Origin of the sequence: Alcaligenes sp. 1735tsa3 (assembly GCF_024134565.1) — a bacterium.
Lineage (GTDB): Bacteria > Pseudomonadota > Gammaproteobacteria > Burkholderiales > Burkholderiaceae_B > Alcaligenes > Alcaligenes phenolicus.
The window spans coordinates 2,150,673-2,164,937 of record NZ_CP099862.1 but is presented as its reverse complement, the minus strand read 5'-3'; the positions used below and the strand labels follow the sequence as shown (position 1 = coordinate 2,164,937).

General features: G+C 55.2%; 13 protein-coding genes. 7 read left to right on the top strand and 6 right to left on the bottom strand.

Going from position 1 to position 14,265, the window contains the following annotated elements; translation table 11 throughout:
- Positions 1-48: 48 nt before the first annotated feature.
- From NIZ92_RS09980 to NIZ92_RS09965, 4 genes are all read right to left on the bottom strand, one after another.
- Positions 49-507 carry a hypothetical protein gene (locus NIZ92_RS09980; RefSeq protein ID WP_035271590.1) on the bottom strand — a complete coding sequence of 153 codons (459 nt, stop codon included), beginning with the start codon at positions 505-507 and terminating at the stop codon, positions 49-51.
- Between the two features lie 18 nt (positions 508-525).
- Complete coding sequence (purT, locus tag NIZ92_RS09975; RefSeq protein ID WP_060185305.1) at positions 526-1,728, bottom strand: formate-dependent phosphoribosylglycinamide formyltransferase; 1,203 nt, start codon at positions 1,726-1,728, stop codon at positions 526-528.
- Positions 1,729-1,878: 150 nt separating this feature from the next.
- Positions 1,879-3,468, bottom strand: a complete 1,590-nt coding sequence (locus NIZ92_RS09970; protein ID WP_254001848.1) for a multicopper oxidase family protein — start codon at positions 3,466-3,468, stop codon at positions 1,879-1,881.
- Positions 3,469-4,050: 582 nt separating this feature from the next.
- Positions 4,051-5,118: a DNA-binding protein gene (locus NIZ92_RS09965; protein WP_254001847.1), complete on the bottom strand. Its 1,068-nt coding sequence runs from the start codon at positions 5,116-5,118 to the stop codon at positions 4,051-4,053.
- A 189-nt stretch (positions 5,119-5,307) separates the two neighbouring features.
- On the opposite strand from NIZ92_RS09965, the gene NIZ92_RS09960 reads away from it, so the two are divergent.
- From NIZ92_RS09960 to NIZ92_RS09940, 5 genes are all read left to right on the top strand, one after another.
- Positions 5,308-6,507 carry a tyrosine-type recombinase/integrase gene (locus tag NIZ92_RS09960; protein WP_247966798.1) on the top strand — a complete coding sequence of 400 codons (1,200 nt, stop codon included), beginning with the start codon at positions 5,308-5,310 and terminating at the stop codon, positions 6,505-6,507.
- Between the two features lie 147 nt (positions 6,508-6,654).
- Positions 6,655-7,587 (top strand): LysR family transcriptional regulator, encoded by a 933-nt coding sequence (locus tag NIZ92_RS09955; RefSeq protein ID WP_254001846.1) that lies wholly within the window; start codon positions 6,655-6,657, stop codon positions 7,585-7,587.
- A gap of 103 nt (positions 7,588-7,690) precedes the next feature.
- A complete protein-coding gene (locus tag NIZ92_RS09950) occupies positions 7,691-8,362 on the top strand; it encodes a DsbA family protein (protein ID WP_254001845.1) in 672 nt (223 codons plus the stop codon).
- A 45-nt stretch (positions 8,363-8,407) separates the two neighbouring features.
- Entirely contained in the window at positions 8,408-9,433 is a 1,026-nt protein-coding gene (locus NIZ92_RS09945; RefSeq protein WP_254001844.1) for a cyclase family protein, read from the top strand.
- A 170-nt stretch (positions 9,434-9,603) separates the two neighbouring features.
- On the top strand, positions 9,604-10,044 hold the full coding sequence (locus NIZ92_RS09940) for a YtoQ family protein (protein ID WP_254001843.1): 441 nt from the start codon (positions 9,604-9,606) through the stop codon (positions 10,042-10,044).
- 148 nt (positions 10,045-10,192) lie between these two features.
- Here the strand turns inward: NIZ92_RS09940 and NIZ92_RS09935 are convergent, their stop codons facing one another.
- On the bottom strand, positions 10,193-12,655 hold the full coding sequence (locus NIZ92_RS09935; protein WP_254001842.1) for a heavy metal translocating P-type ATPase: 2,463 nt from the start codon (positions 12,653-12,655) through the stop codon (positions 10,193-10,195).
- Here NIZ92_RS09935 and NIZ92_RS09930 point away from each other — a divergent pair.
- Positions 12,600-12,779: a hypothetical protein gene (locus tag NIZ92_RS09930; protein ID WP_021446589.1), complete on the top strand. Its 180-nt coding sequence runs from the start codon at positions 12,600-12,602 to the stop codon at positions 12,777-12,779. The two genes, NIZ92_RS09935 and NIZ92_RS09930, sit on opposite strands and share 56 nt — an antisense overlap.
- 15 nt (positions 12,780-12,794) lie before the next feature.
- Here the strand turns inward: NIZ92_RS09930 and NIZ92_RS09925 are convergent, their stop codons facing one another.
- Complete coding sequence (locus NIZ92_RS09925; RefSeq protein ID WP_026482562.1) at positions 12,795-13,112, bottom strand: DUF4148 domain-containing protein; 318 nt, start codon at positions 13,110-13,112, stop codon at positions 12,795-12,797.
- A gap of 139 nt (positions 13,113-13,251) precedes the next feature.
- On the opposite strand from NIZ92_RS09925, the gene NIZ92_RS09920 reads away from it, so the two are divergent.
- Positions 13,252-14,205 (top strand): LysR family transcriptional regulator, encoded by a 954-nt coding sequence (locus NIZ92_RS09920; RefSeq protein ID WP_026482563.1) that lies wholly within the window; start codon positions 13,252-13,254, stop codon positions 14,203-14,205.
- Positions 14,206-14,265 lie beyond the last annotated feature (60 nt).

Below are 14,265 nucleotides of genomic sequence, written 5' to 3'. Positions count from 1 at the left end.
GGCTTTACTTCGGTTAGGCGTATTGCCGATTTGCTTTGACGATGAGCCTTATAAATCCTGCCGTGCTGCCAGGCTAAGGATTTTGCGCCAACGTTTGGCTTCTGCGGTATGGGCAGGCTGGATTTCCCAACTTTGCGTTGGGTTACGCAAAGTCAGCGTCAATCCCCTGCCCTGCAGCTCGACCGAGTCTATATCCGCAAAAATAAACGCTCGTGTTCCCTGCCCCGTTTGAATCTGACCGCGTTTTTGCAGGGCATCTAGGCGTATTGAACCGTCGGGTAAAGCCAGTTCCAGAATACGCTGGCCTTGCTGCTTTTTGCCGTGAATGGCCAGATAACGGCGTCGCCATACGATGAAGGGGGCCACCAGAATGGCCGCTGCGATCAGCAGGCTCAAGATCGCGGCAATAACTCCGGCACTGGCACTGACCAGGCTAAAGAGCTGCATTCCACCATACACAAGCGCCGCAATAATCCCCAGGAACAGCAGGACGACGATGATGGGCATGGTGGAAAACTCCTTGTTTTAGCGGGCTTGGACTTTTACGGTGGCCGCGGCCTGGCGGGCGTTTGCACGGGCCGTTTCCAGATCAGCGTCTGCGGCCAATGCGACACCCATGCGACGCTTTTCAAAGCTCTCGGGTTTGCCGAACAGACGGATATCGGTTTGCGGGATGCGCAAGGCTTCAGCCACATTCAGGAAATTCACGTCTTTTGCATCTACACCGCCGTAGATCACGGCGCTGGCGCCGGGCATACGCAAGGCGGTATTCACAGGCAGGCCCAGAATGGCGCGTGCATGCAGTTCAAATTCTGACTGCCATTGGGTGGCCATGGTGACCATGCCGGTGTCGTGTGGACGGGGGCTGACTTCACTGAACCAGACCTGATCGCCCTTCACGAACAGCTCAACGCCAAACAAGCCCTGGCCGCCCAGGTTCTGGGTAACGGCTTGGGCAATATCGCGTGCGCTTTGCAGAGCTGCGGGACTCATGGGCTGGGGCTGCCAGCTTTCTACGTAGTCGCCATCTACCTGCTTGTGGCCGATGGGATCGCAGAACTGGGTTTCGATCTGGCCGTCTGCGCCTACGGCACGGACAGTCAATAAGGTGATTTCGTAGTCGAAGTCGATAAAGCCTTCAACAATGACGCGGCATTGGCTGACGCGGCCACCTGCCATGGCGTAGTCCCAGGCTTTGGCAACATCGTCCGGGCCGCTGATCTTGCTTTGACCCTTGCCCGAGCTGCTCATCAAGGGTTTGACGACGCAAGGGTAGCCAATCTTGTCGTCGATAGCGGCTTGCAGCTCTTCCAGCGATTCGCAGAACTGGTAGGGGCTGGTGGGAACACCCAGGGTTTCAGCGGCCAGGCGGCGGATGCCTTCGCGGTCCATGGTCAGGCGAGCGGCACGGGCCGTCGGAATGACGCGTACCTTGCCTTGGGCTTCCAGCTCTTCCAGCACGCCGGTGGCAATGGCTTCAATCTCGGGCACAACCAGGGTGGGCTTTTCTTCTTCGATCAGGGCGCGCAATTGTTCGGCATCACTCATGGTGATGGTGCGCGAGTGATGGGCGACCTGCTGACCAGGTGCGTTCTCGTAGCGGTCCACCGCTATGGTTTCTACCCCCAGGCGTTGCAGCGCAATCAGTACTTCTTTGCCCAGCTCTCCCGAGCCCAAGAGCATGATTTTGTCCGACGACGACGATAAAGGGGTGCCCAACAGGCTCATGGCGCGTGCTCCGCTGAAAATGAGAAATTCAAAAGCGGTATTGTAATGCAGGCGACGCCGGGTTTTTTTCAGGCAGGACTGCTTTGTCCGCCCTGCTGGCACACAGGCTTGCAGGGCGGATGTTTTCAAGGCTCTACATCAGCGGTCAGGCTACTCCACCATTAGCTGCGCCATCATGCCCAGGTCCTCGTGCTCCAGAATGTGGCAGTGGAACATGCGCAGGCCGGGCAATTCCTGGCGGAATGCTAGCCGGACCGTCTCATTGGGCCGCAGATTGACCGTGTCGCGCCAGGCCCGGAACGCCTCCGGTACGGACTGCATCCCGGTTTGGCGCGCCAATACCTGAAACTGTGTGCCGTGCAGATGGAAAGGATGGTCCATATGGGAATCGTTAATCACATCCCAGTACTGCCACTGCCCTGTTGGGCAACGCAGGTCGATGCGGTCCATGTCGTAGACCTGATTGTTGATACGGAACATGGAACGCATGGCAGCCATGCCGGGCATCATATCGTTGTCCATGCCTGCCATACCCTGGTGGTTCATCCCGGATGAGTTTGTCATACCAGAGCCGTGCCCAGACTGCATGTCATGGTTCATGGGCATGACTTCGCTGAATACGACTTTTGCGGTACTGGCGGCTGCTGGAATGGCAGGGATTGTGCGTAATTGCTTGGGCAGTTCGATTTCCTGATGGCGGATTTTCAGTGTTGCCAGCGTCAGGGTTTCAGGACTTTCCTGCACCATCATTTTTTGCCGATCGTAATACAGTGCTTGCAAGCTGCTATCCAGATCTTTATCCGCCTGGATAAAGAACTCCACCCGTTCGGCCGGGGCCAACAAAATCGACTCGGCCGCTGCCAAGGCTTGTTCTGTCAGTCCGCCATCTGTACCGACTTGAACCAGACGGGCACCGGGGATGTGCAGCTTCAAATAACGGGCAGAACACGAGTTCCAGACACGGATGCGTTCTGCTGTGCTGGCCTGGATAAGGGGTTGGCGTTGACCATTCAGCAGCACGAACTGCCCTTCCCTGCCGTTCATCCAGTCAGGACCTGTGTTGGCCGGAATATGGCCATTAATGTCCAACCGCAGATCGCTAATGGCCCAGTGTTGCTCCGTATAGTCTTTCAATGGGTCTTTGGGAGAGCGGACAATAATTGTCCCGCCCAATCCGTGGGCGACTTGCTCACCGCTTTTGCCATGAGGGTGTGGGTGATACCAGTACGTACCGGCGCAGCCTTCGGGCAAGGTAAAGCGGTAGTAGCGGCTTTGTCCTGGCATCACCGCGTCTTGTGGGTTGCCGTCCTGATCAGAGGGAACCGGCAAACCGTGCCAGTGGATGGTAGTGGCCTGATCCAGCTGGTTTTCAAACTCGATTTCTACTTGGTCGCCCTCATATAGTTCGATCAGCGGGCCGGGAGCTTGGCCGTTGTAAAGCCAGAGTTCGGTGTTTTTTCCATCTGCCAGAACGCGTTGATGGGCAGCAGCAGTAATTTTGGCCTGGAAAAGCCCTTTTTTCTGACTACTGTTTTTAAGTACAGGTAGAGCTTGCAGAGCCTGGCCAGCCGGCATTTTTTCTATGGGCATCAGGCCTGGGCGGGTGCTCATGCCGTGACCGGGCATACCTTCAGACATGGAGCCGTGGTGCCCCATCATGCCCTGCCCCCAGCTTCGCATAGGCAGGCTACTCAAGAGGCTGGCACCCAAAGTCAGTTTAAAAAAATCGCGTCGTTTCATGGGTTTATCCCTATCAATCATCAATACACACGTACCACCCAGGCTGGATCAGCACAGGCTTTTAGCGCTTGGGCGGCAATTAAAACGAGATGATCAGGACGAGCGCGGAGGTGGCTGGGCGGGGCCAATCAGCCGGGAGACGTAGTTTTGATGCAGGGGGACGGGAGGGAAAACGGGCTGTAATGCCACCGCTTCAGGTGGTGGAGCCTGCGTCGCCAGACAAGCGCAGCAACCACTTTTCATTGGAGTGCTGCAATGGTTGGGAGCGCTATGGTGAGATTGCCCCGACGAGGCATGTTGCGCTTGAACAGTGCTGCGATCCGTATTTTGAATCGTGGCGTGTGCGGCAAAGCTGCTACTCACACTCATGCTGGCAAAAAAAACAAGCAGGCCGACTAATAAAAGCCAGCCTATTGTTTTGCGAGATGAAATGGGTGCGCGCAGCATGGGCAAAAGCTTAGCATAAGCCTTCTGTGCATCGTTTACGCTAAAACAGACCGTTACACGCAGTGGTCTATCCAGGCGATTGAAAGTGCAGCAAATCAACCTTACGGATGGCTGGCATAGGCTGCTAAATAGATTTTATTGTTCAGGATCGTTCTTGATCAGGCGTCGCTTCAACCGTAGGGGGCGTACAGGCTGGCTTTGGGCTTGTTCCAGTTCCTGGCTGAGTCGTTGGGCTGTTTTGCGCGCCTCTTCATTCTCCCGCTCCAGCAAAGCAGCGCGAGTACGCAACATTTGCAATTGCCCCTGCATCTCTTTGGCCAAGTTATGGCTGATATCCATAGCCGCTTGCATCGCGCGGCGCTCGCCCTGCTCTTGCCCCAACTCCTGGCGCAGTTTCTGCATTTGATCCTGCTGTTTGTTCAGCTCCTGTTCGTGAGCTTGACGCTGGGCCTTGTTTGCTTGCTCGGCCTCTTCTATTTGCTGACGCAGTCGCGTTTGAATGGAGCGTTCCTTGTCGATTTCCAATAAAGCACGGCGCTCGTTGGCCTGGGCGCGTTCTTCGGTCAGCTCAATAGCCTTTTGCAGCCGCTCCAAGTCCTGGGTGAATTGCTCACCTTGGCGGCGCAGTTCTTGTTGAACCAATTGTTTTTCGGTTTCCAGCTCGTTTTGACGTTGTTTGGCGTGCAGCAAGTCTTGTTTCAGAACTGCTTGTACCTGACTGGCTGCCTGTAGTTCTTCTTTCAGCCTTTCTATATGGGCTTGGGCATTTTTCAAGGCGCCCTGCTCTACTTCCAGTGCCTGTTGGGCCTCCAGGGTTTGGGCTTGAGCCTGTGCGACGTGTTCATCAGCCTGAGTCTGGTAATGCAGCATCTGCTGCTTCGAGTGTCCCATCGCTTCTTGCCAGATACGACCCAGCAGCTCCCCCGTCAGGGCTTGTAGCTCTTCAGGCATGTCGGCCACATCCAGCCGAACTCGACTTTTATCCCGCAAATCTTCCCAGAACGTCTGTAGTGCCTGAGCCGGAGCGCTCATGCTGCCTTTGCGCACCAATTGGTACAGCTTGTTGGCCGTAGGTGTGACGCCATAGCGGAAAAACAGGAGTGCGGCCACTTCTTTGTACAAAGTCTGCGTATGGCTGAAGCGATCACGTAATTGGGCAACATCAGCCAGGATTTGCCCCTCGTTTGGCTGGTTTTGCTCCATTTTTTCACCTTTGTTGATAATTTAATTAATAATACAACGTAATATATAAAATTATCAACAAATTGGATTCTATAATTTGACATTATCTCTATAATGTCAAATATCTGACCCTAAACAGGCTGATTGGCACAGGCACGGGTTTGAAAGTCCTTCCCTGCTCTCTTATCGCCTTCGTTTTTCTGCTTATTCATGGAAATAGCCAACACTTCGCCCTCAACCGACCTGGGATCGGACGATATTGCTCAATTGCTGGCTCGTTTTGACGGGCGGCAAGGTGCCAACCGGTCTATCGGCGGACGTGCACAGATTGAGGCGCAAACAGATATAGAGGCATTGCGGGCCTGGTTGGCGCGCTATATAGATAGTCCACGCACCTATGCGAACTACCGCAAGGAGGCGGAGCGCCTCTTGTTATGGGCGGTATTGGAGCGTCGCAAGGACTTGTCCTCGCTTAGCCTGGAAGACATCCTGGCCTATCGTTTGTTTCTGGCGGACCCTCAACCCGCTCATCGCTGGGTGGTTCAAGGGCGCTCCCGCCCTGCCCGTCACCATGCGGCATGGCGGCCATTTGCGGGGCCCTTGTCTGAAAGCAGCCGGAATCAGGCGTTATTGATTCTGAACTCTTTATTTAGCTGGCTGGTACAGGCGGGGTATTTGGCGGGCAATCCTTTGGCCTTGTCTCATCAGGGCCGACGTCAAAAGAAAACCACCGCCCCCCAGCAACGGTACTTGACCCGGTTGCAATGGCGTTGGGTACAGGATTACATCCAGGCCCTTCCTGAAGATACGCAGAGCGAGTTGCGCTATAAAGCCCGCGTACGTTGGCTCTTTTCCATTCTTTATGGCGGCGCCCTGCGCATTTCCGAACTGGTTCAGGCGCGTATGGCCGATGTTCAGGAACGTGTTGATGCGGGAACGACGGCTCAGTGGTGGCTGCATATCCACGGCAAGGGCGACAAATGGCGTCGTGTGCCTTTAACGCAAGAGCTGTACGGCGAATTGATGCGCTACCGACAAGCGCATGGGCTGGAAGGACCGCCCCAGGCTTTGGAGCCCTATCCTTTATTAATGTCCGCCGGTGCCAGCGACAAGCATTTGACGCGGGCCATGGCGCATGTTCTGGTCAAACAGGTTTTTCAAGGTAGTGCGGATCGTTTACGGAGTCTGCATCCCGATCAGGAGTCTCAGGCCTGTATTCTGGAGCAGGCCTCGGCTCACTGGCTGCGTCACTCGGCGGGTTCTCACCTGGCTGATCAAGGGGTGGATCTACGTATCATCCGGGACACTTTGGGCCATGAGTCTATCGCTACGACCAATATCTATCTGCATGCGGATGATGATCAGCGTCACCAGGCTCTGGAGCAATCCCATAGCCTGGGTTGGAAATAAGGGATTCGCTTCGAGACAAGAAAATCAGATGCAGACAGCCCGCGGCAATGCGGTAGGATACGATTCCTGTGGGGGCTGCGTTCCTGTTTTCGGGCATGCTCCCCGCCCAAGCCTTGCTATAGCTGATTGTTGGAGTACCTATCCCTTATGGACACTTTTAATGTCATGCGCACCTTCCGGCGCATTGTGGAGCTGGGCGGACTTGCCAAAGCCGCGGAGGATCTGGGGATATCCGCAGCGGGTTTGAGCAAGCAACTGCGTACCTTGGAAGCGCATCTGGATACGGTGCTGATCCAGCGCACTACGCGCAGCATGAGTCTGACGGAGACTGGCCGCAGCTACTATGCCGAATGCTGTCGGATACTGGATGAGCTGGACGCTTTGGAGCGCTCGGTCAAACAGCAGTCCCAGCGCGTGACGGGGACCTTGCGCGTGAATGCCCCCTTGTCGTTTGCACTTAGCGTCCTATCGCCATTGATGACGGATTTTCTACACAAGTATCCGGAACTGAAGTTGGAGCTGGTGATGGAAGACCGGATCGTGGATGCCGTGGCTCATGGTTTTGATGTCTCGGTGCGTTTGCGTAGCAGCCTGGATGATTCCACCCTGATTGCTCGTCGCCTCGCCACCATCGAGCAAAAATTATGCGCCGCCCCCACCTATTTGAAGCAGCATGGCCTGCCTCAGACCTTGCAGGATCTGCGCAATCACAAAATGATCAGCTATAGCCTGGCACATACCCAGGGCCTTACTTTTGATAGTGATTTCGACAGCAATCCTCAACAGCACACCCCCAGTGGTACGGCTTTGCTGTTTTCAGGCGAGCATAGTCAAGTGAATAACAGCCTGATGCTGCGCGACTTTCTGATTGCCGGTTTGGGTATTGGCGCCCTGCCTTCCTTTCTGGCAGATCCAGCAATTGCTTGCGGGCAGTTGCAACGCGTTTTGCCCGAATTGGTGAATGAGCCACGCCATATCTACGCCGTGTATCCAACCAACCGACACCTGCAACCCAAGGTCAAAGCCTTCGTGGATTATCTGGCTGCCCAATTGCCTCATGCCATGTCCAACGCCCTGTAAACAGACCTTTATGAACTCGGAGTAAAAACTGTCTGCACCGCCACGTGCTTATTCTCCGCTCCGGGGAACGCTATTGTGATGACCATCTTACAAGGACATCACAATGCACGATCAAACACACCCGACCCAGCTGCTTGTCTCCCCCCTGATTATTGATTTCTTCCATGACGCCGTCTGCGGATGGTGTTATGTCATGTCGCCACGCTTGCGGCAAGTTGCCGCCGAACTGGGCATCCAGGTCCGCCACCATACCTTTGTTCTGCAAGACAGCCGCGAGCAGATGCTGCAAGCCTTCGGCTCCATGGAGCGCGCCAAACGTGAAATCCTGGGCCACTGGGCCGCCTGCGCCCAACACGACGATACGCAGTCCATCAATATCGAGGGCATGCGAGCACAGAACTTCGACTATCCCCATGGAATGTTGTCCGCTCGGGCGTGTCAGGCGGCGCAGCTACTTTCTGGCGACGATGCCCATTGGAATTTCTTCGATGCCGTGCAGCGCGCGCATCTGGCAGAAAGTCGCAATATCGGCGATATGGACACGCTACTGGAGGTCGCCATTGCGCAAGGCTTTGATGGTGAGGCCTTTCTGAATGCTATGGATAGCGATATCGCGCAGCAGCGAGTTCAAACCGATCGCGCCGAAGCGGTACGGCTAGGGATCCAGTCCATCCCCACTTTATTAGTCTCCTCACGCGAGACCGGCCAAGTGTTGGCTCGTTTGCAGACCCAATCCGCCGAAATGCTCAAAAGCCGTTTGCGCGCTTTGCTGTAAGCGCTGCCCCTTTCTTTCTTATCTACGCTTCATAAAAGGACATCCATGTCGATTCGTTTTTCTCACCGTCTTCTCGGTTTACTGCTGGTTGGTGCAAGCAGCATGAGCGTCTCTCTGGCTCATTCCACTCACCCAGCGAGCAACCCTTTGCCCCTTAGTGCTCAGGAAGTGGGCATCAGCCCCTGGGGGCCGGACGATGAAATTGGTCGCTTGAACCTGATCACTGCTGCTTCCCGGGCTGCCATCTTGTCCCGTCTGGATGGCAGCAAAGTGTATGACCTGGCAACCGACTACTACCTGGGCATGCCCAGCTGGCAGGACGCGGGAGACCCGCACTATCAGTTCTGGATGACCCATACCCCCCGTGGTACCGCAGTGGATGACCCGATGGGAGTTGGCGATGAGATGAACGCGGTTCGTAGCTACACAGGCACGGCTTTTTCCATGTACAGCCATACAGGCACCCATATTGATGCCCTGAATCACTTCGGGATTCATGGAAAGATCTGGAATGGTTTCAAGGCTGATGAGCATCTGGGTGACCGTGGCTGGAACCGTACTGGCATCGAGAAATTCCCGCCCTTGATCGCCCGTGGCGTCTTGATTGATGTGGCCGCCGCCAAAGGCGTAGACATGCTGCCCGATCAATACCGCATCACACGCCAGGACTTGAAGGATGCACTGGCCCGTCAGAAAACGGTGCTGAAAGAAGGCGATATTGTCCTGATCCGCACGGGCCGCATGAAGCTCTTTAATGATCCTAAAGCCTACATGAACGCGCCGCCCGGCATGGGTCTGGATGCTGCTCGTTATCTGGTGGAGGAAGGCGGTGCGATGATTGTGGGTGCGGACAATTTGAGCTTTGAAACCTTCCCTTCCGAGGTGCCTGATGATTACGTCCCCTTGCATACCTATCTGTTGGCCCAACAAGGCGCACCGATCATTGAGTTGATTGCTCTGGATGAATTGTCCAAGGACAAGGTCTATGAGTTTGCCTTTATTGGTGGTCCGCTCAAGATCCGGGGCGGTGATGCGGCTCCGCTGCGTCCGGTTGCCATCCCGATTCGCTGATCCACAGGCTTCATAAAGAAACCCGTTTCTTTAGCCCCTGATGCGTTTGCGAATAAGGGCTATCGCGTTTGCCTGCTGTTAGGTGCCGCTCAATATGCTACTGTTGGGTGGGTTTGAATGCGCCGGGCGCCTGTTAAAGAGGCGTCCGGCTTTTCTTTATGGAGTATGTAATGACTTACACCGTTTATCTGTCCGGCGAAATTCACACGGATTGGCGCGAGCAGATTGCTCAAGGTGCAAAGGCCGCTGGATTGGATATTACCTTTACCAGCCCTGTTACCGATCACGATGCCAGCGATGCCGCTGGCGATCACCTGGGACCGGCCAGCGAAGGTTTCTGGCGTGATCACAAATCCTCCAAAATCAATACCATCCGTACCAGAACCCTGATTGAACAGGCGGATCTGGTCGTGGTGCGTTTTGGAGACAAGTACAAACAGTGGAATGCTGCCTTTGATGCCGGTTTCTGTGCCGCCCTGGGCAAACCGTACGTGACGTTGCACGCCGAAGACATTATCCACCCCTTGAAAGAAGTAGATGCCAGTGCGCAGGCCTGGGCAACTAGCCCCGAGCAAATCGTGGAGATTTTGCGCTATACGCTGAAAGCCTGATCGGTGAAGTCTGGATCATGAGTTTGGCAATATCGCTTTGCTAAAAAATGCCGCCCCAGTTGGGCGGCATTTTTTTCTCTGCTTGAAAGAACCCCTTGGTTTACACCGGGTTCTACTGCGCTGTAGTGAAACGTGTTGTGCGGGTACCTTAGTTCAGTTTCACCCGCCGCAAACGCAAGGCATTGCTGACCACAAAGACACTGGACAAGGCCATGGCGCCAGCGGCAAACATGGGCGAGAGCAAAGTGCCGTTAAAGGGATAGAGCACGCCTGCTGCTACCGGAATCAGTGCCACGTTATAGGCAAAGGCCCAGAACAGGTTTTGACGGATATTGCGCATGGTGGCGTGGGACAAGGCTATCGCGGTGACCACGCCTTGCATATCGCCCGACATCAAGACTACATCAGCCGCTTCAATGGCAATGTCCGTTCCGGTGCCAATCGCAATCCCCACGTCTGCTACAGCCAGAGCGGGTGCATCGTTGATGCCATCGCCGACATAGGCCAGATGCTGATGGGTATCGCGCAAGGCCTGAACCGCTTGCACCTTGCCTTCAGGCATGACTTCCGCCACCACTTCATCAATATTGAGACGGCGGGCAATGGCATTGGCTGTGTGGCGGTTATCGCCGGTAATCATGACGACCTTGATGCCACGGGCATGCAACTGCTCGATGGCGCGCGGCGTGGTTTCCTTGATGGGGTCAGCCACGGCCAGCAAGGCAATGACCTGCTTGTTGCGGGCGGCGTACATGGGAGTTTTGCCGTCCTGCGCCAGCGTCTGGGCTTGCTCGGTAAAGGCTGACAGGTCCGCCCCTAATTGCGTCATCAGGCGATCTGCACCCACATGCCATTGGTCAGTTCCGATTTGGGCGGTGACACCCAGGCCTGTCAGGGACTCAAACTGCTCAGCCTTGGGCAAGGTGATTTGCTTTTCCTTGGCGGCGCTGACAATGGCTTGGGCAATCGGATGCTCGGAGTAGTTTTCCAGAGCGGCAATCGCTGCCAAAGCCTGATCCTGGTTCTCACCGGGTGCGCAGACAAAATCGGTCAGTTCGGGTGCGCCCTTGGTCAGGGTGCCTGTTTTATCCACGGCCACGACTTTTACATCGCGCAGTGCTTGCAGAGAGTCCCCTTTACGGAACAGCACGCCAGCCTGTGCGGCTCGGCCCGTCCCCACCATGATGGAGGTTGGCGTGGCCAGACCCATGGCACATGGGCAAGCAATAATCAGCACAGCGACGGCATTGACCAGTGCAAAGCTCAATGCGGGCGATGGGCCAAAAATCAGCCAGACAATGGCGGTCAAGACGGCCAGTGTCATGACGGCGGGCACAAACCACAGCGTGATTTTGTCGACCACGGCTTGAATAGGCAGCTTGGAGCCTTGGGCCTGCTCAACCATGGACACAATATTGGCCAGTACGGTGTCCTGCCCCACGGCGGTAGCCTCAAATTCCAGCGAACCTTTTTGGTTTACTGTGCCACCAATGACTTTATCGCCCTGAGATTTGGACACGGCAATGGATTCGCCTGTCACCATGGACTCATCCACATAGCTCTGACCGGCAAGAACATCGCCATCAACGGGGATACGCTCGCCGGGACGAACCAGCACGACATCGCCCGTATGCAGATCTGCCAGGGGCAACTCAATTTCCTGACCGTCGCGGCGTACACGAGCGGTAGGCGGCTGCAGGCTGAGCAGGCGTTGAATGGCTTCAGACGTACGACCTTTGGCGCGCGCTTCCATGACACGGCCCAGCAAAATCAGGGCGACGATGACAGCGGCAGCTTCAAAGTACACGTAGACGGATTCGGAAGGCAGCCACTGTGGCGCAAAGGTAGCCACCAGCGAGAAGCTGTAGGCCGCCAGGGTGCCCACAGCGACCAGCGAGTTCATGTCCGGGCCACCACGCAAGAGAACAGGAATCCCTTTGGTGTAGAACTCGCGGCCTGGGAACAGCAAAACCAGCGTGGTCAGCACGAACTGGATCAGCCAGCTGTTTTGTGTACCTATGGTGCTGGCTACCCAATGATGGAAAGCAGGCACCATATGGCCGCCCATTTCCAGAATGAAAACGGGCAAGGCCAGCACCGTCGCCAGCCAGAAACGCTTGCGCAGCGTTTCGTAGGTTTGTTCTGCACGCTCGAACTGGTCATTCGTAACAGCCGTTTCGGCAAGGCTGGCAGGATAGCCGGCTTTGCTTACCGCCTGAATCAGCTCAGGAGCTTTCACTCCCTGCGCCACTTGCACATGCGCTTTGGCGGTTGCCAGATTGACCGAGGCTTTTTGTACGCCCGGTACCTTCAGCAAGGCCTTTTCAACGCGGCCCACGCAGGAGGCGCAGGTCATGTCCTGCACGTCCAGCACAATGTCTTGTTGGGAAATTTTGTAACCACCCTTTTCCACTGCCTGCATAATGGCGTCGACCGGGGCGGCACCCTCAAATTCCACGGTAGCCTTGTTGGTGGCCAGATTTACCTGGGCCGATTGCACACCGGGGACTTTGCCAATAATCTTTTCAACCCGACTGACGCAGGAAGCACATGTCATGCCTTCCACATCTAAAGTCAGGCGTGAGCCCTTGTTTGAAGCGCTGCTTGTCATCGAAATCACCCTTCAATGGATCGTCAATGAAGCCACTTTAGGGCTTGACCCGATGGGAAGGTCAACAGCTGATAAAAAAAACGCCTCCGAAGAGGCGTTTCAAGGGGGAACTACGACTAATTAGGGATCAATCAGCAGCTTAGTAAGCAACAAAGGTGCCGTTGTTGTTATTCCAGTCTTTGGCTTCTGCGGCAACCTGATCACGGCTCAGCTCGGAGCGGGTATCGATACGTGGGTAGTCGCCCATGGAACCCGTGCTAATGTAGCCTTGCTCTTGAGCAGCAGCCAGTTCTTGAACGACTTGCTGACGGCTCAAAGGAGCGTCGGTCGATTCAATTGCTGGGTAGTTCAGGTTTTCGCCGGTAGCGACATTGTTGGTAGCTGCCATTGCAGTGCCGCTCAAAGCGGTGGCACCAAGAATCAGGCTGGCGATAGTTGCGCGTGCGATGTTTTTCATTATTTACTCCAAATCTACGGTGTGTTTTTCGGTGGTTCGCTGTTGTGTTTAGCGAATCGTTAGATGGAGTATGAGCCTTTCTAAACCTAGTAAAAACCCTTAATATTGCAAACGTATTTCCATTCATGGAACAATTCAAATGAGTACCATTATCGCCGGTCCCCTGCTCAACGACATCGCGATCTTCGTGGAAGTGGCTCGTGCCCGCCACTTTAGCCGTGCTGCCCAAGCCCTGGGAATGCCGGTTTCCACCGTGTCACGCCGTATCCGCGAATTGGAAAAAGAAGTGGGTGTGGCCCTGCTCAAACGCAGTACGCGCAATGTAGATGTGACCGACGCGGGACAAGTGTATTTCGAGCGCTGCCTGGCTGTCGTCGAACAGGCTCGTCTGGCTCATGAACAATTGCTGGATGTGGCTCAGACCCCCAAAGGACGTTTACGGGTTTCCATGCCTGCCAGTTTCAGCATTGTGCTGATGCCCGCCATTATCCGGGGCTTTAATCAACAGTACCCGGATATTGAGCTGGAGTTTGACCTGACCATACGGCCTATTGATTTGCAGGCCGACAACTACGATTGCGTCATCCGTGTGGGTGCTCAGCCTGACTCCAGCGCGGTGGCCACCATGTTAGGACAGATTCGTCTGGGGCTGTATGCCACCCGCAACTATCTGGACCGCAAAGGGCGACCCAAGCATCCTTCTGAACTGGCAGGCCATACTTGTATCTGTGCCCGCCCCGCCAGCTCGGATCGAGTCTGGTCCTTGCGTGGGCCGAATCAGGAGCGCTATGACGCGATTGTGGAAGGTTCCATTACCGTCAATAACGCCATCATGATGCGCAAACTGGCCGTGCATGACCTGGGTATTACCGCCTCTTCCTTGCTGGAGCGAAAATTGGATCCGGATTGCGCGCACCTAGAGCGTGTCTTGCCGGATTGGGAGTTTGCGCCTTTCCCTATTCTGGCTTTGCTCCCCTCGCGTCTGATGCCGCAAAAGACCCGCGTGTTCCTTAATTATCTGCGTAGCGAGCTGGATAGATTGATGTCTCAGCCCGAATTGGATGTGGCCGCAGCCGGTCAAGCTTATCCGTAAGAAAATAAGCAGTATGCTTATGAATCGGTGTTGCCCAAGGCCTATCTATGCTATTTATAA